We start from the raw sequence: 19916 nt of genomic DNA on the forward strand, positions 1-19916 counted from the left end.
CTCAGCGCGCGGTCAGCTTCAGCTCGATGCGGCGGTTGCGCTCATTGTCTTCGGCCGAGCGCCCCTCGACGATCGGGTAGTGCTCCCCGAACCCGGCGGCGACCAAGCGGTCAGAGGGGACGCCGAGATCCTCGAACCAGTTGACCACCGAGATGGCCCGGGCGGCGGAGAGGTGCCAGTTGGACGGATAGGTGGTGCGGATCGGGACCGGGTCGGTGTGGCCGTCGATGCGGATGACCCATTCGATGTCGGACGGAATCTCGTCGGTCAGCTGGATGATGGCGTCGGCGATCGGGCGGAGGCTGTCGCGGCCCTCGCTCGACAGGGCGGCGGATCCTGACGGGAAGAGCACGTCCGTTTCGAACACGAAACGATCGCCGACGATGCGCACGCCGGTGCGGTTGCCGAGGATTTCGCGCAGCCGGCCGAAGAAGTCGGAGCGGTAGACGGCCAGCTCCGCGGCGCGTTCGGCAAGAGCGGCGTTGAGGCGTTCGCCGAGATTGATGACCTGGGCCTCGGCCTCCTCGGCGCGCACCTCGGCGGCGTCGAGGGCGGCATTGAGGCTGGCGATCTGGTCGCGCAGGACCTGCATCTGCTGGTTCAGCAGGGCCAGGGCGCGCATCGCCTCGTCGGACAATTCCTCCTGGGCGGTCAGGTCGGCCCGCAGGCTTTCCGCCTGGCCGGTGGCGAAAGCCAAGGCATCGGCGAGCTGGTCGCGCTCGGTTTCCAGCCCGGTGATGGTCAGTTCCAGTTCGGCATTCTCGTCGCGCGCGAGGCTGAGCTCGTCGGCCAGCTGGGCCAGCTGGGCATTGAGGCTGGCGAGCTGCTCGTCGCGGCCGGTGAGGGCCCGTGACAGGGCAAACTGGCCGGCGACGAAGATCGACAGCAGGAAGACGATGACCAGCAGCAGGGTCGCCAACGCATCGACGAAGCCCGGCCAGTAATCGCCGGCATCGCTGTCCTGGTAGCGGGCGAGGCGCGACGTCATCATGGCTGGTCGCCGCCCCCGCGTTCGCGCGACTGCAGGGCCCGGATCAGGACGCGGATCTCGTCACGCAGCATGCGGGCGGTTTCCTCCTGGCCGGCGCGGGCATCTTCGCCGAAGCGCTGCAGCGTGGTGTCGAGCTGCCGGGTATGGCGTTCCAGGGTGTGGGCCAGGCGATCGAGGGTTTCGGCGGTCTGTTCCAGCAGTGCCCCGACATAGGCCGGGGAGGATTCACCGTCGCCACCGCCGGCCGGACCAGCCGCGGCCAGGCGGGAGATGGTCGACAGCCATTCCTCGATCTCGTTGAAGAAGCGGTTCTGGGCGCGGCTGGCCTGCAGGTCGAGGAAGCCGATGACGAGCGAGCCGGCAAGGCCGAAGAGCGAGGAGGCGAAGGCCGTGCCCATGCCCTGGATCGGATCCTCGATCGCCGACATCAGGCGCAGCACGTCGGCCTCGCCGCCGGTCGAGCTCTCGGTGACGGCGCGCACGGCCTGGCCGACGTCGGAGACCACCTGGAGCAGGCCCCAGAAGGTGCCGAGCAGGCCGAGGAAGATCAGCAGGCGGCCGAAATAGCGGGTGAAGGCTCCCGCTTCGGCCATGCGGGCGGCCACCGAGTCGAGTACGGTTCGCACCGAGTTGGCAGACAGGTGCACGCGCCCTCGGGTCTGGCTGATCATCGAGGCCATGGGGGCGATCAGGGCGGGCGGACGCGGCAGCTGGGCCGGGTCTTCCGACGAGCGGAAACGCATCAGCCAGCGCGCCGCCGGGCCGATGCCGAGCGCCTGGGCAAAGGTGTAGATGATGCCGACGACGAGGACGCCGAGGATGAGGCCGTTGATCGCCGGATTGGCCATGAAAGCTTCCGACAGCGGCTCGTATAGGGTCAGGGCGAGGGCGCCGACCACGGCGACGAACAGCGCCATCCAGATAATGTAGCGCCAGGGTCCGGTGAAGCGCACCAGCGGCGCGTCCTCCACGGGCTGTTCCCGATCATAGGTGGGCATGTTGTCCCCTTCATGCAGCGGCGACCATTCCTCCCCTTCGATTGGGACAATTTGGAGGCGAGGTCAAAGGGGGAATGGTTTGTCGCTCACCGGGCACTGCGATGCGGTGAGACCGAAAGGTAGCCGAAGGCCAGGCCGAGAATGATGCAGAGGGGTGAGTAGAACTCGGCATTGAGCGAACCGAAGGGCTGCAGGGCCGGCGGGAACAGACCCGGGATATAGGTGATCAGCCCGCGCGCAAGAAAGATCACGGCAAGACCGAACAGTGGCAGACGCAGGAGGACGAAAAAGTCCCAGTCGAAGACGCCGCGCATGACCGCCATGGCGCCCGCCCCGAAGAGCAGGATGGCGATGATGAAGATCATCTGGGGCGGCGGCATGTACTCGCTTTCCGTGCCGATCACGGTGCGCACCAGTTCGACCTCGGTCTCGGCCGGCCACAGGCCGCCAAACCCCCAATAGGCGTGCACCGCGGCGATGGCCGTCATGATGGCAAAGGTCAGCCACCCGATGATGATCTGGACCATGTCTGGCGGCCCCCCGGCCTCGGTCAATCGATCGCCTTGACGATGCTCTCGGCCATTTTCTTGGCGTCGCCCAGCAGCATCATCGTATTGTCCCGGAAGAAGAGCGGATTCTCAACGCCGGCATAGCCGGAGCCCAGTGAGCGCTTGACGAAGAAGACGGTGCGCGCCTTCCAGACCTGCAGGACCGGCATGCCGTAGATCGGTGAGGCCGGATCGTCCTCGGCGGCCGGATTGGTGACGTCATTGGCGCCGATCACGAAGGCGACGTCGGCATTGGCGAATTCCGAGTTGATGTCCTCCAGCTCGAAGACCTCGTCATAGGGGACGTTTGCCTCGGCCAGCAGCACGTTCATGTGGCCGGGCATGCGGCCGGCGACGGGGTGGATGGCGTAGGAAACCTCGACGCCCTCCTCCTTGAGCATGTCGGCCATTTCCTTGAGGGCATGCTGGGCCTGGGCCACCGCCATGCCGTAGCCGGGCACGATGATGACCTTGCCGGCATTCTTCATCACGAAGGCGGCGTCCTCGGCCGAGCCCTGTTTGGCATTGCCCTGGGGACCGGCTTCGGCAGCAGCGGCGCCATCGGCCCCGAAGCCGCCGAGGATGACGGAGATGAAAGACCGGTTCATGCCCTTGCACATGATGTAGGACAGGATGGCGCCGGACGAGCCGACCAGCGCGCCAGTGACCAGCAGGGCGGTGTTCTCGAGCGTGAAACCGAGCGCGGCTGCCGCCCAGCCGGAATAGGAATTCAGCATCGATACCACGACCGGCATGTCGGCGCCGCCGATCGGGATGATCAGGGTCACGCCGAGCACGAAGGCGGCCAGGGTGATCAGCCAGAAGGCCGTCTTGGCTTCACCGCCGGAGGCCATCAGGAAGACAATCATCAGCGTGATGAAGGCGCCGATGCCGATATTGATGAGATGACGGACGGGCAGCAGGATCGGCGCGCCGGACATGTTGCCGTTGAGCTTGGCGAAGGCGATGACCGAGCCGGAAAAGGTGATGGCGCCGATGGCCGAGCCGAGCGACAGCTCGAACAGGGACAGGCCCTTCAGCTTGCCCAGCGGGCCGGCGATGCCGAAGGCTTCCGGGGCGTAGAGCGCGGCGGCGGCGACCAGAACGGCGGCCATGCCGACCAGCGAGTGGAAGGCCGCCACCAATTGCGGCATGGCCGTCATGGGCACGCGCTTGGCAATCACGGCACCGACACCGCCACCGACGGCAATGCCGAGGATGATGAGCGCTGTCGAGGCCAGGTCGAGCTGGACGGCGAGCAGGGTGGTGACAATCGCGATGGCCATGCCGACCATGCCGAAGAGATTTCCGCGACGCGCGGTCTCCGGGCTCGACAGGCCCCGCAGGGCGAGGATGAAGAGTATGCCGGAGGCCAGGTAGAGGAGGGCTGCGAGATTGGCTGACATGCCTCAGCGCTCCTTTTTCTTGTACATGGCCAGCATGCGTCGTGTGACCAGGAAACCGCCGAAGATATTGACGCTGGCCAGGGCGATGGCGAGCGTTCCGACGCCGCGGGCGAAGCCGGCGCCGCCCTCACCGTCGCCCTCGATCCCTGCCGTCGCAGTGGCCGCCAGCAGGGCGCCGACGATGATGACCGAGGAGATGGCGTTGGTGACGGCCATCAGCGGCGTGTGCAGGGCCGGGGTGACTGACCAGACGACGTAATAGCCGACGAAGATCGCGAGAACGAAAATCGCCAGTCGGAAAATGACGGGATCAACGGCTTCCATGGCGGAGGGGCTCCTTGCCTTCTGGAGGTTCAGCGTTGGCGGGGAATGAGACCGCCCATGGACACCACGCTGCGGCAGTCCAGGGCAGGGTGAGGCGGGTGCGGCGAGTAGGCGCCGATCTGCTGGCATAGCGCGGCGTCGCGCGCGGCGATATGGCGGACCGGCAAGGCCTGCCCGGCGTGGTGGAAATGCAGCAGCAGTTCCAGCGCGGTATCGGCCCCGCCGGGCCGGCCGCCATCAGCAAAGGTCATCAGGTATCTGACGCCTTCGACGCGGTCCCAGCAGGTAAATCCGATCCCGCCAATGGCGACATGGATGAAGTAAATGGTGCAGTCATAAGCCTGCGGCGCTTCGCGCGTCAGACCGGGAATGGGCTGCAGCAACTGGTCGGGGATCTGGACCTGGACCTGGGCCGGCAGTTGTACGCGCTGTTGCGCCGCCGGCGGCCGGGTCATGGACTGGGCTTCGGCGGTTCCGGCGAACAGCAGGACCGAAGCGATCAAAGCACACACTACACGCATGTTTCCCTCCCTTAATGTCAGGATTTCAACTCAGGCGTCTTCCCTGGCCAGGCTGGGATGCACGATCTTGCCGTCCCGGGTGAGTGCCATGCCCTGGATGACCTCGTCATCCCAGTGCGGTGCCCTGTTGCCCTCATCATCGACCAGGAGCGGCAGGAGATTGGCCAGGTTCTTGGCGTAAAGTGCGGAGCTGTCGGCCGCGAGGCGTCCCGGAAGATTGGCAAAACCAATCACCTTGACGCCGTTGTGGTCGACGATCTCGTCGGCCCTGGTGAGCTCGCAATTGCCGCCGGTCGGAGCAGCGAGGTCGACGATGACCGAGCCGGGCTTCATGCTGTCCACCATGGCTTTCGAGACCAGTTTCGGCGCCGGCCGCCCGGGGATCAGGGCGGTGGTGATGACGATGTCCTGCTTGGCGATGTGGCTGGCCACAAGTTCGGCCTGTTTGGCCTGGTATTCCCTGGACATTTCCTTGGCGTAGCCACCGGCCGTCTCGGCCTGCTTGAACTCCTCGTCCTCGACGGCAATGAACTTGGCGCCGAGCGAGGCGACCTGTTCCTTGACCGCCGGGCGGACGTCGGTGGCGGTGACGATGGCCCCGAGGCGGCGGGCCGTGGCGATGGCCTGCAGCCCGGCGACGCCGACGCCCATGATGAAGGCCTTGGCCGGGGCAACGGTGCCGGCAGCGGTCATCATCATCGGGAAGGCGCGGCCGTACAGATGGGCGGCCTCGATGACCGAGCGGTAGCCGGCGAGATTGGCCTGGCTCGACAGGGCGTCCATGGCCTGGGCCCGGGTGATGCGGGGCACGAATTCCATGGCCAGTGCATCGATGCCGGCGTCGGCCAGGGCGGTCGCGCGTTCCTTATTGCCATGCGGTTCGAGGTGGGCGACGAGCAGGACGCCCTTGAGCTTGGCCCGGGTGGCGTCGTCGGGCGCGCGCACCGCGAACAGGGCCTCGGCGCCCTTCAGCGTGGCCGCGGCGGTGCCGACCTCGGCGCCGGCGTCCTGGAAGGCCTTATCGGTGATGGCGGCGGCGAGGCCGGCGCCCTTCTCAATCCGGACCTGATGGCCCGCCGCGACGTATTTCTTCACCGTCTCGGGTGTGGCCGCGACGCGGGTCTCGCCCGCATGTCGTTCTTTCAGAATGGCAATTCGCATCTCGTCCCGCCGTGCTGGTGACCGGGGGACACGATGCTTGAATTCGACGGGCAGGGAAAGGCCCCCACCCAAATTCTATTGAAGTCGGGGAATTCAGCCGATTGCCGCGCCGAACAGCATGACGATGCCGCCGGAGATCAGGGTCAGGATGAACATGCCGGCCACGGTGGCGTACCAGGCGGCCTTCATCTTCAGCACCAGGCCGGCGACGACACCGGCAATGGTGACGCCGATGAGCGAGCCCAACCAGTCCGTGCCGACCGCGAACACGAGGGTCATGTAGAGAACCGAAAGGCCGATGATCAGCGAGCTCCAAAGCGACACCGCCATGAAACCGTCATAGGTGCTCTTGTGGTGCGAAACATCCATCTCGCCGCGAACGTGATCAGCTGCCATGGCTGCAACCCCTGTCAAAAAGATGCGATCTGCGGGAGGCGATAGCACGGGCCGCCCGATGCGCCAAGATGCGGACTGTCGCAGGACATGACAGGTGTCATGAAAGATGGGTGAAAGCGGTTTCTGCCGCTGGTACGGTTGATCAGCCATTCTCCGGTCAAGCAAACCGATGAGGCTGTCATGCAATCCGATTTCAAAACCGAACTTCGCCAGGTCCAGCACCAGTATCTGCTTGATGCCGGGGGCGGCGTTTCGCTGCCGGTGGCTGGCGCCATCTACTGGATCGTGCTGGCGGTCCTGGCCGGCCAGATGGAGGTGGCGCAATGGGCGTTCTGGGCGGCAGCCCTGTCCGGAGCCATCTTCCCGCTCGGTCTCTTGCTGCAAAAGCCGCTGCGCAGCCCGTTCATGAAATCCAAGTCGCCGCTGTCCGGCGTGGTCATGCTGGCCATCTTCGGGATCAACGCGCTGTGGCCGCTGCACTTCCTGATCATGGGCGCGATGCCGGAGGCCACCGTGCTGTCGCTTGCCATCGGCATGTCGCTGCACTGGCCACTGATCGGCTGGGCCTATGGCAGCCGGGTCTGCATCATCCACGGTGCCGCCCGGGTGATCGCCGCGACCGTGCTGTTCTTCGCCCTGCCAGAGCTGCGCCTGGAGGCCGTCCCGCTGGCCATGGCCGCACTCTACCTGGCCGCGGCTGCGGGCATCCGTTGGGAAATCGGTCGCATCCGTCGTAATCGTGGGGCGGGTGAAACCGTCCAGGTCATGGGGGTGGCGTGACAGATCAGAAGAAACCTCGGCCGGGTCCGCATGCTGCGGGTCCGGCCGGCGCCGGCTGGCGCCGCTGGGTCGCTGGGCTGTCGCCGCAGCGGCCCTGGCTGCACCTGGCCTATCTCGGCTTCCTGCTGTTCCCTTGGACGCTGCAGACGCCCGAGCGCGCCGAGGTGCTGCTGACCGTCGCGGCGGTGGCGGTCTTTCTGGGGGTCTATGTCATCGCCATGTGGCGGCGCGACCGCACGGCCCTGGTCGGCGCCACGATCAGCCTGGTGATCGGCCTGGCCCTGATGCCGATCAATTTCGCGGCCTCGGTCTTCCTGGTCTATGCGGCAGCCATGCTGGGCCGGATGCGGGTGGCGCGGGAGCGCTGGGTCGGTCTGGGCGTGTGGGCGGTGGCGGCCCCGGCCGGCGCCCTGTGGATCGGCATGCCGCCGGGCTATCTCGCCGCCGTCCTGGCGTTCGGCGTGATGGTGGCGGCGGCCTCGGCCTGGGCCGGCACGCAGGAGGACCGGGATGCCGAGGCGGAGGATCGCGAGGCGCTGGCGGCCAGCCTGGCGGCCGATGCGGAGCGCCAGCGCATCGCTCGTGATTTGCATGACCTGCTCGGCCATACCCTGTCCCTGGTCACCTTGAAGGCCGACCTCGCCAACCGTCTGTTTGACGCCGACCCTGAGCGCGCGCGGGCGGAGATCCGGGCGATCGAGACGATCAGTCGTAATGCGCTGGGCGAAGTGCGCGAGGCGGTGACCGGATTACGCCAGCGATCCCTCACGGATGAGGCGCGCGAGGCGATGGGGCAATTGCAGGCGGCCGGGCTCGCCACGCGGATCGATCTCGGCGCCGCCATTGTCCCAGCACGAGCCGAGGCGGGACTGGCCATGGTGGTGCGCGAAGGGGTGACAAATATCTTGCGCCACGCCGCTGCTAAGCGCGCGGAGTTGGTTCTCGACGGGGACCAAGGTTGCGGCCGGCTGACCCTGCGCGATGACGGGCTCGGCGGGGCGCGCTTCCAAGGCCGGGGGCTGGACGGGCTGCGCGAGCGGCTGGAGGATATCGGGCTGCAGCTGAGCCTGGTTGACGGCCTCGAGGGCCGCGGTACGGGGCTGCAGGTGCATTGGGAGGAGACGGCGTGCTGAGTGTGGTGATTGCCGAGGACCAGGGCCTGCTGCGCGACGCGCTGGCGACCCTGCTCGGGTTGGAAAGCGATATCGAGATCGTCGGCCAGGCGGAGACCGGTCGCGAGGCGCTGGACCTGGTGTCGCGACTGCAGCCGGACGTGCTGCTAACCGATATCGAGATGCCGGAATTGACCGGGCTGGAAGTGGCGGCGCAGCTGCAGCGGCGGCAGGCAAAGACCCGGATTCTAATCGTCACCACATTTGACCGGGCCGGCTATCTGCGCCGGGCCCTGGAGGCGGGCGTCAGTGGCTATGTGCTCAAGGACACGCCGTCGGGCGAACTCGGCTCGGCGGTGCGCAAGGTGGCAGCCGGCGAGCGGGTGATTGCACCGGGCCTCGCCGAACGCGCCTGGAGCGAGGCCGACCCGCTGACCGACAGCGAGCGCCGCCTGTTGCGGCTGGCCGAGGCCGGCATGACCAGTACGGCGATCGCCGAGGCCGAGGGCCTGGCCCGTGGAACGGTCCGGAACTACCTGCACAGCGCCATTTTCAAGCTCGGCGCCAGCAACCGTATCGAGGCGGCCCGGCTGGCCCGCGAGCGCGGCTGGTTGTGACGAATCGGGGGTTTTGCTAGAGCTGGAGCAAGGGAGGTGCGGCATGAAGCTGTCGTTTGTGATTGTTACAGCCATTCTGGCCGTCGCGGTGTTCGCGGGTCTGACCGCCCTGGACTACTTCAATTTCGGAGCCTTGGAGCTGAACTGGACCCGCGCCGGCGTCATCTTCGCGGTATGGCTGGGCGTGCTGGTGGCGGCCGGCCTGATCGGCCAGGTCAAGCGCGCGACGACACCGCGCCCGGCCCATGTTCCGGACGACGTAGCGCGCGAGATCGACGCTCACAGGTAAGTCTGGTCAGCCCCAGCCCGGACCGGTCAGGACTTCGAGGGCCGCGGCCATGGCGAGCGGCTGGTCGAGAATGACGTGGTGCTCCGCCCCCGGGATCGACACCATTGAGGTGTCCGGACCGAAGACCTCTCGCATGTAGCCCCAGACCTCGTCGGTAACCAGCCGCGAATTGGCACCGCGGAACAGCGCGATGCGGGTGTCCAGCCGTTCGACGAGCTCGGTCGGGTGCAGCCGGTCGTGTTCGAGTTTCTGCCAGAGCTGCGGATCGAACTTCCACGTCCAGCCGTCACCGCCATCGGGGCGCGGGGACTGCTTCAGCGAGCGCCGGGCGATGTGGTCGAGCAGGAATGCGTTGGCGCAGCCCTGCTCGGGCAGGAGGCGGAAACGCATCAGGGCGGTGTCAAAATCAGCATAGGTCTGGCCGCCCCGACGCGGCGGGGTCGAGCGCTGTTTTTCGTCCGGCTCACGGATCGGGCTGTCAATGACGGCGATGCCGGCGATGTCGGCGGCGTGCGACAGCGCCGTGCTCAATGACACGAAGCCGCCAAAGGAATGACCGGCAATGAAGGGAGCACCGGCGTCAAAGGCCCCGCCGGCGCGACCGGCGGCCATCACTTCGGCCGCGTAGGTTTCCATGGTGTAGCGCTCGCGGTGGTCGCTATCGCCCATGCCCGACAGGTCGAGGGCCACGATGCGGCGCGTGTCGGCGAGGAAGGGGGCGATGCCGTCCCACCAGTCCTTGTGCGCGACACCGCCGTGCACGAGCACGAGGCCGGGACGGCCAGTCTCGCCCCAGGCTTTCCAGCAGATGCGGGCGCCCTTCACGATGACCTCTCCAGTCTCGCTGGGGATGTAGAGGGCGTGCTCAAACCAGGCCGGTGCCGGGGGCTTGGCGCCTTCGAAGGCTATCAGGGGCGCCGGGGGCCGGGCTTTGCCGGCAGGTGCTTTTGTCATGGTTCAAGCGCTACCTGTGCTGCTGCGCTGCGTCAATTGCTGCAGGCTCAGTTGGACAGGCGTTCCATGATCAGCGGCGCCAGCAGGACGGCCCAGGCATTGTTGGCGACATGGCCCAGTATCGGCGCAACCAAGCGGCCGCTCCACACGCGGGCCAGACCGAGCACGAGCCCGAGCAGGAAGGTCGAGCTGACAACCATCAGGCCCTGAGCGATATGGATCAGTCCGAAGGCGAGCGCTGACAGGATGATGGCGATGACGGCCGGCAGGCCGCGGGCCCGCAGCATGGGCAGCATCCAGCCGCGGAACAGGGCCTCCTCGATCACTGGCGCGATCAGCAGGACCAGCAGGAGCACGGCCCAGGGCGCGGCGCCGGTGCCAGTGAAATTGTCGACATTGGAAAGGTCCTCGACCCTGGCTCCGCCGGACAGGGTCAGCGAGGGATCGCTCATCACCAATTCGTGGAAGGACAGGCTTATGCGGCCGGCGAACAGCACCATGAAGAGGAGGGCCAGGCCGGCGAGGTGGAGGTCTATGGGCCGGATGGGCCAGATCGCGAAGACACGGAAATGGCTGTCAAAGCGCTGGAAGTACAGCCACATCACGGCACCGAAGCCGAGATAGGCGAGCGAGATGGCAAGGAAGCTGGCGGTCGGGCCGGGAAAAACCTGCTGCAGGTCGGGCGCGGCCTTGTAGGCCATTGCGGTCACGAACTGGAGCGCGATGACCATCGCAAACAGCAGGGCCGGCCACACCACGAGCCCGGGCAGTGTGCGGGCGAGGGTCTCGTGATGGTGGTCGGCGATACCGGCAAAAACCTCGCCCGTGCGGCGACGGACCGATGCGCGTGTCGCATCATCCTGCGGGCTCTGGGTCGGGAGTGTCGTATCCGGCATGCCAAGCTTCTGTTCCGGCCCGGACGGGCCATGTGCCTGTTATGCTTAACCGCTTCTTTCCGCGTCTTAAACGTCAAATTTAGAAGAGTGTCCCATAACGGTGCGCATAGACACCCCACCAGGGGACGGTGGAGAGGCCAAAAGGCCCGGTGAATAACAAGCGACCGAAAAGGCGTGGGTGATGGTGAAAACAGTTCTGATCGTGGATGACGATCCGACCCAGCGCCGCCTCCTCCAGGCGGTGATTGAAAAGCAGGGCTACCGGGCCGAGACCGCGGACAGCGGCGAAGCGGCCATGGAGCGGGTGTCGGCGTCGGGGGTCGACGTCATGCTGCTCGACCTGATCATGCCGGGCATGGACGGGATGGAGACGCTGGAAGCGCTCAAGCGCAAGCATCCGGATGTGCCCGTCATCGTGCTCACGGCGAGCGGCGGCATCGAGACCGTGGTGGCGGCCATGCGGGCCGGGGCCGTGGATTTCTTCGTCAAGCCGGCCAGCCCGGAACGCATTGCGGTGTCGATCCGCAATGCGCTCAAGGTGCAGAATCTGAGCGGCGAGATCCAGCGCCTGACCAAGAAATCGACCAACAAGCTGGGCTTTGCCGACATGATTGCCGGCGCCCCGACGATGCGCCAGGTGGTGCGTCTCGGCGAGCGGGCGGCCCAGTCCGACATTCCGATCCTGATCACCGGCGAAAGCGGTGTCGGCAAGGAATTGGTGGCCGGCGCGATCATGGCCGCGTCCAAGCGCGCGGATGCGCCCTTCGTCGCGGTCAATTGCGGCGCCATCCCGGAAAATCTCGTGGAATCAACCCTGTTCGGCCATGAGAAGGGCGCCTTCACCGGCGCCGTCGGCAAGCATATGGGCAAGTTCCAGGAAGCCGATGGCGGCACGCTCTTCCTCGACGAGATCGGCGAACTGCCGCTCGACATGCAGGTCAAGCTGCTGCGGGCGCTGCAGGAAGGCGAGGTTGATCCGGTCGGCGGCAAGCGCCCGGTCAAGGTCAATGTGCGCATCATTTCGGCGACCAATCGCGATCTCGCCGAACAGGTGGCCAATGGCGCCTTCCGCGAGGATTTGTTCTATCGCCTCAACGTGTTCCCGATCGAGGTGCCGTCGCTGCGCTCGCGCAAGGATGACATCCCGGCCCTGGTGCGCCATTTCATCGGCCGCTTCAATGCCCAGGAGAACAAGTCGATCATCGATGCGGCGCCGGAAACCCACGCGCTTCTGTCGAATTTCGATTGGCCGGGCAATGTGCGTCAGCTGGAAAACTCCGTGTTCCGGGCCGTGGTGCTGTCGGACGGCGATTATCTCAAGCCGGAAGACTTTCCGCAGATTTCCGGTCTGGCACCGACCATCCAGGATGCCGACACGGCGCCCCAGGCCCCCGCCGGAGCGCCAGCCGCGGCGGCTGACGCGTCCTTCCACGCCGTGGCGGCCGAGGCGGCCGGGGTGGACATCATGGACGAGGGCGGGAATTTGCGCTCGCTGGAGGACATCGAACGCGACCTGATCGAGTTCGCCATCGAGACCTATGCCGGCCGGATGAGCGAAGTCGCGCGGCGTCTCGGGGTCGGCCGGTCGACCCTGTATCGCAAGGTGCGCGAATACGAGCTCGACGTGGACGGGGTGCGGGCCGCCAGCTGAGCGGGACCCGACGAAGACACAGAACAGGCCGGGCCCGCAAGGGTCCGGCCTTTTTGCGTCGGGACCGGTGGATCTAGGGTGGTATCGCGGCGGAAGCGGATCCGCCTCTGGCGGGGATGCGCCGGCGGGGCGCGGTCAAATCGGCTGCAGACCCCGGCGCGATTCAAGTCGGTTTCAGAGAGGGTTGGAAAAAACGGGGATAACTTTTCCTGCATCCCCACATTTTCAATTTTTTTTCGCGGCGATTTCAGACCCTTGTCTTTTTTCTGGCGCTCAAAATCCGACGGGGGTCCGTCCGGGGGGATACTCGATCGGTTATCGGTGAGGGCCGAGCGGATGAGGGCGTGACCATGGGGCAGGAAGGAACCAGAGAGGCGCAGCGAGCGGGGCTAATTGGTCGCGTCGTCGCCCATGCCCAGCTGGCGTTCCACGAAATCGGCCTCGCGGCGATAGTAGAACAGCTGGTTGGCCAGTTTCGACCAGCCATGGCCCTCATCCGGAAAGCGCAGGAATTCGGCCTCCACGCCGTTCCCGCGCAGGGTGGTGACCATGATCTCGGTCTCGCCGATATCGATGCGCGGGTCCATCACGCCATGGCTGTAGAGCACCGGGACGCGGATCCGGTCGGCCTGCCGGATCGGCGAGTTCTCGGTGTAGAAGTCGCGCCATTGCGGATCGGAGATGTCGCCGTATTCGATGCGGTCGGAGGCCTTGAGGGCCGGCGAGGCGATCTCCAGGGCGGTGACCCAATCGGCCACGCCGAAAGCCGAGATGCCGGCGTCAAAGGCGTCCGGATAGGCGGCGAGGACCGCATTGACCATGTAGCCGCCATAGGAGCCGCCGGAGACGACGGCGCGGTCGGCGTCGAGGCCGGGATCCGCGCGCAAATGGTCGAGCATGTCGATCAGGTCGCGCACGCTGTCGAGCCGCTTTTCGCGGTCGTCGAGGGTCACGAAGGTGCGGCCGAAACCGGTCGAGCCGCGCACATTGGGCTCGAACACGGCGATGCCGCGATCAACATAATACTGCGCCACGGCGTTGAAGCGGGCCACGGACTGGGCGGTCGGGCCGCCATGCACGCGGAACAGGACCGGGTAGGGCGCTGCGCCGGAGGCGGCGTCGGGGCGGTAGAGCAGGCCCTGGAGGGTGACCCCGTCGCGCGCCTCGATGCGGATGCTCTCGGGACGCACCAGGCGGTCGGGGTCGAGGCCGGCGAAGTTGGCGCTGAAAACTTCGGACAGAACGGATGTGGCGAGGTCCAGCAACAGGATATTGCCGGGCGTGCGCCAGCCATTGGCGAGAATGGCGAGCCGGCTATGGCTGTCGCCGCAGCTCAGCCCGTAGCGGCCCTCCGGCAGGTCCGGGACCATCGTGTCCGTGCCCTCGGTCCGGTCGCGTACATGGACGCGCTCGAAGCCGTCATGATTGGTGGTCCAGACGAGATAGCGGTCGTCCCGGCCGCACAGCCCGACATCGCCGGCATCGGCGTCTGTGGCCGCGAGGGTCTCGAACGCGCGGGTCGCGAGGTCCATGCGGGTGAGCGCGGCAAATTCGCTGTCGCGATTGGTGGCGAGATAGAGGGCGGCGCTGTCATCGCTCCAGGCGAGGCCGCCATCGGTGTGGTTGGCGCGCGGGTCGGGGGCGGAGACGAGGCTGGTTTCGCCGCTGGTCAGGTCGAGCAGGGCAAGGGTGTCGGAATCCTCGCCGACGGCTTCGGTGATGACCACCCAGCGCCCGTCCGGCGACACGGAGCGGGCATAGACATTGCCTTCATAGACCCGCTCGGGCTCGCCCTGGTCGAGCGGCGCGACATAGACGTCGAAATCGAGCCCGTTGCGTTCGGTCGAGGCGTAGACGATGCGGTCCTCGCCGAGGAAGTCGCCGAACACGCGGAATCCGTTCTCGGTGGCGGGCAGGACCACGGCCTCGGTGTCACCCTCGGCCGAGATCCGGTAATAGGCGGGCCGTTCATTGCCGTCATTGTCGGCGCTGTAGAGCAGGCCGGAGGAATCGGGCAGCCAGTCGAACGCGCCGACGCCGTTGCCGAAGGTGAGTTGCTGCGGCTGGCCGCCGGTCGCGCTGACCACCCAGAGCTGGGGCGCGCCGGTCAGGGACCGGGTGAAGGCGATCCGGTTGCCGTCGGGCGAGAGGGCGGCGCTGCCCGCCCCGTTGGCCAGGATGTAGCGTCCGATATCGGCGGGATCTTGGCCGGCCAGGCCGACGCGGACCGGCTCGCTGCCCGGCTCGACGGCCTCGATCGACAGATCGGCCCCGGAGGCGCCGCCGATACCGGGGGTGTCCTGGGCCAGGGCGGAGGGCCACAGGCTCGCGCCGCTGACCACAAGCGTGGCAATGCCGAATGCGCGCAGATTCATGACGTCCCCCTGCTCAGAGGCAGGGAGACTAGGTCTGCACAGCCCTGGCAGGCAAATCACATTCCGGGGTGCCAGGCCAGTTCGAAGCGTTCGAACACGCCGTCCATGTCCTCGCTGAACGCAAAGCCGTCGCGGGCCGCCTCGCGCTGCCAGTAGGCGAGATGTTCGCGCATCCAGTAATCCAGGCTGCCATCCCCCTCGCCCTCGTCCCAAGCGAAGGCGGCGTCGGCCGTGCGTACCGGGCGGACCTCGACGGATGTGGTGCGCACGACGCAGGCCGGGGCGCCGCGACCGTCGAGGATGAGGGAGACATCGCCGGGTTCGACGAGGCGCAGGCCATCGCCGCGGTAATGCCGCGCCAGCGCGCAGGTGGCCCGCTTGCGTCCGGCCAGGACAAGGGCGAGCAATTCGTCATTCATTGCCGGGTCGTCGCCGAAGCCGCCGATCTCGAACGGCTCGGCGGTGCTGCCGGTGGCGGCCTGGAATTGCTGCCAGAAGGCGCGTTGGTCAGGGGTCATGGAATGCTCGGCGGGGTGGGGGTTGCAAGGAGGGGCGTGGTCAGGAAGCGCGCGTGCGTGGACCAATTCATTGTTTTCTTGCCGGGATTTCGCCTCAGGGGTCCAGCGCTGTCAAGGCGCATGCCCGCTTTGCGGCGCCTTCGGCGGCCTTGACAGCGCTGGACCCCTGAGGCCCGCTGGCTGACAAGACAACAATGACCTGAACTGCGCCTTGGCGCGCTCAGTTCTGACCGAAGCCGCTACTCGCCGTGTTTGTCGCGACCGCCGCGGATGACCCGGAAGGCCGGCCGTCCGGGCTTGGTCTCAAGAGGAGCCGGGGGCGCGGAGCTAGTAGCGTCGTCCGGCAGGTCCTCATTGATGTCGCGACCACGTGGGGCGGGCCTGGCCTTGGCTTTGAAGCCGGAGCCGCGCGACATCGGCTTGCGTGCCTTGCCCCTGGCCTTCTTCTCGATCTCGCGCAGCTTGATCGACTGGCGCGCCGACAGGGCCTCGTCGCGGGCGCCCTTGTCGGGGTCACTGAAGGCCGAGCCGAACTCGTTCAGGCGTTCGCCGACGCTGTCGAGAAACTCGTCCTCCCACTCCGACAGCTTGCGGTCGGGCGTGTCGCCGGCTTCCGCCTCGCGCCTGGCCCGGGCCAGGCGGCGCAGGGCCTTGCGGGTCTTCTTCTCGTCAATCTCGCGCGCCACGTCCCCGTCAGTGGAAGACAAACGTCTTGGCGACGATCTTCCACTCCCCGTTCAACTTGTAGAGCAGGAACATATCATCCACTTCGCGCTCACCCCAGACCATGTGGAGATGAGCCCAGGCGACGGTGTCCTCGACGATGCGGATGTCGCGGATCTCGGCCGGGCGGTCGCCGGAGGGATTGCCGAACCGGTCGGCGAAATCGCCGAGATTCATCGGCTCGACATGGTCGGCTTCCCCGTCCTCGCCCGGGCGCCGGATGAACATCACGCCCTGGTCGGTCTCGAAAGCCTGGCGGGCCAGCTCGGACGAGCCGGTATTGCCGGCCTCCACATAGGCCATGACGGCGGCGCGGACGCCCTCGATGTCGGCCTCGGACTGGGCGGCGACGGGGGCGCTGAGGATGAGGGCGGAGGCAAGGGCCGCGACGTATTTCATGATAAATCTCCCTGTTTGGCAGGAGACTAGGCCGGAGTGTGGCCGACCTCTACTTACAATCATGTGAGGCGCAGCGGCCCGCTGGTGGCGGCGTCGACTAGCTTTCGACGGCGCCGAGATAGAGCTCGAGCAGGGCTTCGGCTTCCTGGCGCTCATTGCGGTCGATCTTGCGCAGCGAGATGACCTTGCGCAGGATCTTGGTGTCGTAGCCCATCGACTTGGCCTCGGCGTAGACTTCCTTGATGTCGGCCGCGACATTGGCCTTGTCTTCTTCGAGCCGCTCGATGCGGGCGACGAAGGCCTTGAGCTGTTCGCGGGCGGCGCCGCCAATGGCGTCGGACTGGTCGATCGGGCCGGAATCGGTCGCGGCGGCAGCAGGGGCGGTGTCGGTGAAAGCCATGGATATTACCTTGTCAGCGGGGGAGGCGGGCGGAGATTAGGAGCGCGGGCCGCCGGTCTCAAGGGGCCGCGCCAGCACTGCGGGGGCGTTTTGTCAGTGCGCCGCCGCGAATGTCGTGCACGGCGCGCAGCACTTCAAGCGGATGATGGTGGTGGAGATTGTGCCCGGCCTTGCGGATCCAGCGCAGTTCAGCGTTGGGCAGGCGCTCGGCGACATCGCCGGCATGACGCTCCGACCACAGCACGGTGTCCGGCTTGCCGGCGATCAGGACCACGGGATGGCTGATGTCGGCGTAACGCTCGTGCTGGTCGGCGAGATGGTGATTGACGCGGGCCATGTCGTCGGCATTGGCGAGCCAGGCCTGGGGGCGGAACAGGAGCGGCAGGCCGGTGCGCCGGACATAGTCCTCCGGCATCGGTTCCGGGTGGAAGGCGCGCGCGGCTCCGGCCTGTGCCTGGCGGTCGCCGATCAGCGGCACCACGATGCGCGAGAGGGACGGGCCCAGCACCGGCCAGAAGGTCGCCTTGTTGAACCAGGCCGCTTCACCGATCCACGGCGACAGGGCCGGCGCGACGAGAACCAGGCCGTCGACCCGGTCGGGATGATCGATGGCGATCCGCGTGGCAATGGCGCCGCCCCAGGAATGCCCGATGATCACGGCCTGCGGGATGTCGAGCGCCGTCAGGAAATCGGCGATCAGTTCGGCTTCCCGGCCGGGCGACCAGCTTCCGGCGGGCCGTTGGCTCCAGCCGAGACCGGGCCGGTCGAGCCATATCACGTGCTCGTCGGCAAAGCTGTCGGCCAGGGCCAGGCGCGGTTCTTCCAGATTGGAGGCGGCGCCGTGCAGGACCAGTACGGGAGGTCGGTCGGGGTCGCCGGTTCGCCGATAGTGGATCTGGACCCCCCGGACCTCCACGAAATCGCCGCCCGGCGGGTGATGCTCGGCCAGCCGGTGCACCTTGCGGAAGGCCAGGGCCGACGAGCCGACCAGGCCGGTCGCCAGCCCGCCCAGCAGCAATCCGAGCGCCAAGCTCACAGGGACCGTCCCCGCCCGGCCCGCTCGAGCCGCTCGACGGCCTCGCGCGCCGCTTCGTGGGTCGGGTGGATGTCGAGCACCTGGCGGTAGGCGTCGAGGGCGGCCTCCCAGGCCTCGGCCCGTTCGAGCACGCGGGCGACGGCGAGGTAGGCGTCATAGCGCCGCGGCTCCAGGGTCAGCGCGGTGTTAAGCGTCTCCAGCGCGAAGGCCCAGTCCTCGGCCCGCGCGGCCTGGCGCCCGGCGGCCAGCCAGCCTTCCGCATAGTCCGGGGCGAGCTGGATGACGTGGCCGAACATGCGGGCCGCGATGTCGTGATTGCCGGCCTGCTCGGCGGCCCGGCCGCGGTCCATCATCAGGGCCACGGTCTGGCTACCGGAATGCGCCCACAGGGCGTGGATCTCGTCGATCAGAGGCGCCGCCTCGCGCGCCGTCTCGGCTTCGGCCAGGGCTTCGAGCCGGTCATTGAGACGCGCTTCGGGAGACTGGAACTCGCTGCGCGGCGCAACGCCGATATCGGCCGGCGGCGCGGTTTGGCCGGTGAGGGCGAGCAGGAGGGACAAGGCGGTGAACTGGATCATGGCAGGAAGATATAAGGCCTACCGCCGGCGTCCAGTCGTCACAGGCATTTCCTGTCGCGGAATTCATGTGTGCTGAGGCAGTGCCCTCTGCCCGGCCACTTGGACTCGTGTCGTCTCCGCAAGCGGGTGCCATCGGCGCAGGATGAGACGCGCAAAGTCGGTCGGTGGATCATCGCGTCCCGGATTGAACGGGCGGCTGGCCGGGTTGACGGCTGGGGTCAGTGTGCCGGCTGAGCGGCCTGCCCCTTAGCCGCCGTATCGAGCCTGTCCATATGACCGGCTTCCAGGCGCAGTGACATGGCACCGAGCAGCTCGTCGAGCTGGTCCAGCGAGGTGGCCGAGGCGATGGGCGCGGTGACGCCGGGCTGGCGCGCACACCAGGCCAGCGAGATCTGGGCCGGCGTGGCGCCGGTCTCGGCCGCCACGGCGTCGAGAGCGGCCAGCACGTCGCGGCCCCGCCCGTCCAGCCATGCCTCCATGCGGCCGCCGCGCGGGCTCTTCTTCAGGTCCTCGCGGCTGCGATACTTGCCGGTCAGGAACCCCGAGGCGAGACCGAAATAGGTCAGGACGCCGAGATTGCTGCCGATGCAGAAATTCTGCAGCGTGCCGGAAAAGCCCTCTGGCTTCATCAGATTGAGTTCCGGTTGCACGATCTGGTAGGCGGGCCAGCCGCGCTGGGTGCTCATGGCGATGGCCTCGCCGATGCGTCCGGCGTCGAAATTCGAACAGCCGAGCACGCGCACCTTGCCGGCATCGACCAGTTCGGCGAAGGCGTGAAGCACCTCGTCCATGGGCTGGTCGTCATCGTCCTGGTGGGCATAGTAGAGGTCGATATAGTCGGTCTGCAGGCGGTTGAGCGAACGCTCGGCGGCGGCGGCGATGTGTTCCGGGGCGAGGCCCTTGCCTTCCGGGCCGTCCAGCATGCCGACCTTGGTGGCAATGAGCACGTCGTCGCGCCGGCCGCGGCGCTTCAGCCATTCGCCGATGAGGCGTTCCGACTCGCCGCCGGAATGGCCGTCGACCCAGGCCGAATAGACATCGGCGGTGTCGATCATGGTGCCGCCGGCCTCGACGAATTTGTCGAGAATGTCGAAGGCTTCCGGCGGCCGGGCGGTCCAGTTGAAGACATTGCCGCCGAGCACCAGGGTGGGGGTTTCCAGCCCGCTGGTTCCGAGCTTGCGCATCTGCGGCATAGTGGTCTCCTTGCTTGATCAACCCCCGGAGCAACGCGGCGGCGCCAGTA

At 67.1% G+C, this 19916-nt stretch carries 23 protein-coding genes; 5 read left to right on the forward strand and 18 right to left on the reverse strand.

Features of this window, described 5'->3' with window-relative positions; genetic code table 11:
- Position 1: 1 nt before the first annotated feature.
- The 8 genes from ACXYMR_RS09155 to ACXYMR_RS09190 all read right to left on the reverse strand — a co-directional run bounded on the left by ACXYMR_RS09155 (position 2) and on the right by ACXYMR_RS09190 (position 6345).
- Positions 2–991: a peptidoglycan-binding protein gene (locus ACXYMR_RS09155; protein WP_458942556.1), complete on the reverse strand. Its 990-nt coding sequence runs from the start codon at positions 989–991 to the stop codon at positions 2–4.
- Positions 988–1989, reverse strand: a complete 1002-nt coding sequence (locus ACXYMR_RS09160) for a hypothetical protein (RefSeq protein ID WP_458942557.1) — start codon at positions 1987–1989, stop codon at positions 988–990. The genes ACXYMR_RS09155 and ACXYMR_RS09160 overlap by 4 nt, the downstream gene beginning before the upstream one ends.
- A gap of 86 nt (positions 1990–2075) precedes the next feature.
- Entirely contained in the window at positions 2076–2516 is a 441-nt protein-coding gene (locus tag ACXYMR_RS09165) for a DUF3995 domain-containing protein (RefSeq protein WP_458942558.1), read from the reverse strand.
- 23 nt (positions 2517–2539) lie between these two features.
- Positions 2540–3943 carry an NAD(P)(+) transhydrogenase (Re/Si-specific) subunit beta gene (locus ACXYMR_RS09170; protein WP_458942559.1) on the reverse strand — a complete coding sequence of 468 codons (1404 nt, stop codon included), beginning with the start codon at positions 3941–3943 and terminating at the stop codon, positions 2540–2542.
- A 3-nt stretch (positions 3944–3946) separates the two neighbouring features.
- Entirely contained in the window at positions 3947–4267 is a 321-nt protein-coding gene (locus ACXYMR_RS09175) for an NAD(P) transhydrogenase subunit alpha part 2 (protein WP_458942560.1), read from the reverse strand.
- Between the two features lie 29 nt (positions 4268–4296).
- Entirely contained in the window at positions 4297–4788 is a 492-nt protein-coding gene (locus tag ACXYMR_RS09180; protein WP_458942561.1) for a hypothetical protein, read from the reverse strand.
- Positions 4789–4818: 30 nt separating this feature from the next.
- Positions 4819–5949 (reverse strand): Re/Si-specific NAD(P)(+) transhydrogenase subunit alpha, encoded by a 1131-nt coding sequence (locus tag ACXYMR_RS09185; protein ID WP_458942562.1) that lies wholly within the window; start codon positions 5947–5949, stop codon positions 4819–4821.
- A 93-nt stretch (positions 5950–6042) separates the two neighbouring features.
- Positions 6043–6345, reverse strand: a complete 303-nt coding sequence (locus tag ACXYMR_RS09190) for an aa3-type cytochrome c oxidase subunit IV (protein ID WP_458942563.1) — start codon at positions 6343–6345, stop codon at positions 6043–6045.
- Positions 6346–6525: 180 nt separating this feature from the next.
- Here ACXYMR_RS09190 and ACXYMR_RS09195 point away from each other — a divergent pair, with 180 nt between their 5' ends.
- The 4 genes from ACXYMR_RS09195 to ACXYMR_RS09210 are packed head-to-tail and all read left to right on the forward strand — an operon-like array spanning position 6526 to position 9143.
- Complete coding sequence (locus ACXYMR_RS09195; RefSeq protein ID WP_458942564.1) at positions 6526–7125, forward strand: DUF7010 family protein; 600 nt, start codon at positions 6526–6528, stop codon at positions 7123–7125.
- Positions 7122–8258, forward strand: coding sequence for a sensor histidine kinase (locus tag ACXYMR_RS09200; protein WP_458942565.1), 1137 nt, complete (start codon positions 7122–7124; stop codon positions 8256–8258). Before ACXYMR_RS09195 ends, ACXYMR_RS09200 begins: the two co-directional genes overlap by 4 nt.
- Positions 8252–8854, forward strand: a complete 603-nt coding sequence (locus ACXYMR_RS09205) for a response regulator (protein WP_458942566.1) — start codon at positions 8252–8254, stop codon at positions 8852–8854. Before ACXYMR_RS09200 ends, ACXYMR_RS09205 begins: the two co-directional genes overlap by 7 nt.
- 43 nt (positions 8855–8897) lie before the next feature.
- Complete coding sequence (locus ACXYMR_RS09210; protein ID WP_458942567.1) at positions 8898–9143, forward strand: hypothetical protein; 246 nt, start codon at positions 8898–8900, stop codon at positions 9141–9143.
- A 6-nt stretch (positions 9144–9149) separates the two neighbouring features.
- Here the strand turns inward: ACXYMR_RS09210 and ACXYMR_RS09215 are convergent, their stop codons facing one another.
- Both ACXYMR_RS09215 and ACXYMR_RS09220 read right to left on the reverse strand, forming a co-directional pair.
- A complete protein-coding gene (locus tag ACXYMR_RS09215) occupies positions 9150–10097 on the reverse strand; it encodes an alpha/beta fold hydrolase (RefSeq protein WP_458942568.1) in 948 nt (315 codons plus the stop codon).
- A 47-nt stretch (positions 10098–10144) separates the two neighbouring features.
- The gene (locus tag ACXYMR_RS09220) at positions 10145–10993 is read right to left on the reverse strand and encodes a CPBP family intramembrane glutamic endopeptidase (RefSeq protein ID WP_458942569.1); all 849 of its coding nucleotides are present in this window, start codon (positions 10991–10993) and stop codon (positions 10145–10147) included.
- Between the two features lie 181 nt (positions 10994–11174).
- On the opposite strand from ACXYMR_RS09220, the gene ACXYMR_RS09225 reads away from it, so the two are divergent.
- A complete protein-coding gene (locus tag ACXYMR_RS09225; protein WP_458942570.1) occupies positions 11175–12644 on the forward strand; it encodes a sigma-54-dependent transcriptional regulator in 1470 nt (489 codons plus the stop codon).
- A 389-nt stretch (positions 12645–13033) separates the two neighbouring features.
- On the opposite strand, the gene ACXYMR_RS09230 is transcribed toward ACXYMR_RS09225, so the two are convergent.
- From ACXYMR_RS09230 to ACXYMR_RS09265, 8 genes are all read right to left on the reverse strand, one after another.
- Positions 13034–15019 carry a S9 family peptidase gene (locus tag ACXYMR_RS09230; RefSeq protein ID WP_458942571.1) on the reverse strand — a complete coding sequence of 662 codons (1986 nt, stop codon included), beginning with the start codon at positions 15017–15019 and terminating at the stop codon, positions 13034–13036.
- 56 nt (positions 15020–15075) lie between these two features.
- The gene (locus ACXYMR_RS09235) at positions 15076–15537 is read right to left on the reverse strand and encodes an ASCH domain-containing protein (protein ID WP_458942572.1); all 462 of its coding nucleotides are present in this window, start codon (positions 15535–15537) and stop codon (positions 15076–15078) included.
- 239 nt (positions 15538–15776) lie between these two features.
- A complete protein-coding gene (locus ACXYMR_RS09240) occupies positions 15777–16244 on the reverse strand; it encodes a hypothetical protein (protein ID WP_458942573.1) in 468 nt (155 codons plus the stop codon).
- A complete protein-coding gene (locus ACXYMR_RS09245) occupies positions 16231–16659 on the reverse strand; it encodes a nuclear transport factor 2 family protein (protein ID WP_458942574.1) in 429 nt (142 codons plus the stop codon). The genes ACXYMR_RS09240 and ACXYMR_RS09245 overlap by 14 nt, the downstream gene beginning before the upstream one ends.
- A 97-nt stretch (positions 16660–16756) precedes the next feature.
- On the reverse strand, positions 16757–17059 hold the full coding sequence (locus tag ACXYMR_RS09250; RefSeq protein WP_458942575.1) for a DUF2312 domain-containing protein: 303 nt from the start codon (positions 17057–17059) through the stop codon (positions 16757–16759).
- Between the two features lie 58 nt (positions 17060–17117).
- Positions 17118–18095 (reverse strand): alpha/beta fold hydrolase, encoded by a 978-nt coding sequence (locus ACXYMR_RS09255; RefSeq protein WP_458942576.1) that lies wholly within the window; start codon positions 18093–18095, stop codon positions 17118–17120.
- Complete coding sequence (locus ACXYMR_RS09260) at positions 18092–18673, reverse strand: hypothetical protein (RefSeq protein WP_458942577.1); 582 nt, start codon at positions 18671–18673, stop codon at positions 18092–18094. The genes ACXYMR_RS09255 and ACXYMR_RS09260 overlap by 4 nt, the downstream gene beginning before the upstream one ends.
- A 218-nt stretch (positions 18674–18891) precedes the next feature.
- On the reverse strand, positions 18892–19866 hold the full coding sequence (locus ACXYMR_RS09265) for an aldo/keto reductase (protein WP_458942578.1): 975 nt from the start codon (positions 19864–19866) through the stop codon (positions 18892–18894).
- Positions 19867–19916 lie beyond the last annotated feature (50 nt).

The organism is Maricaulis sp. CAU 1757, from assembly GCF_054482675.1.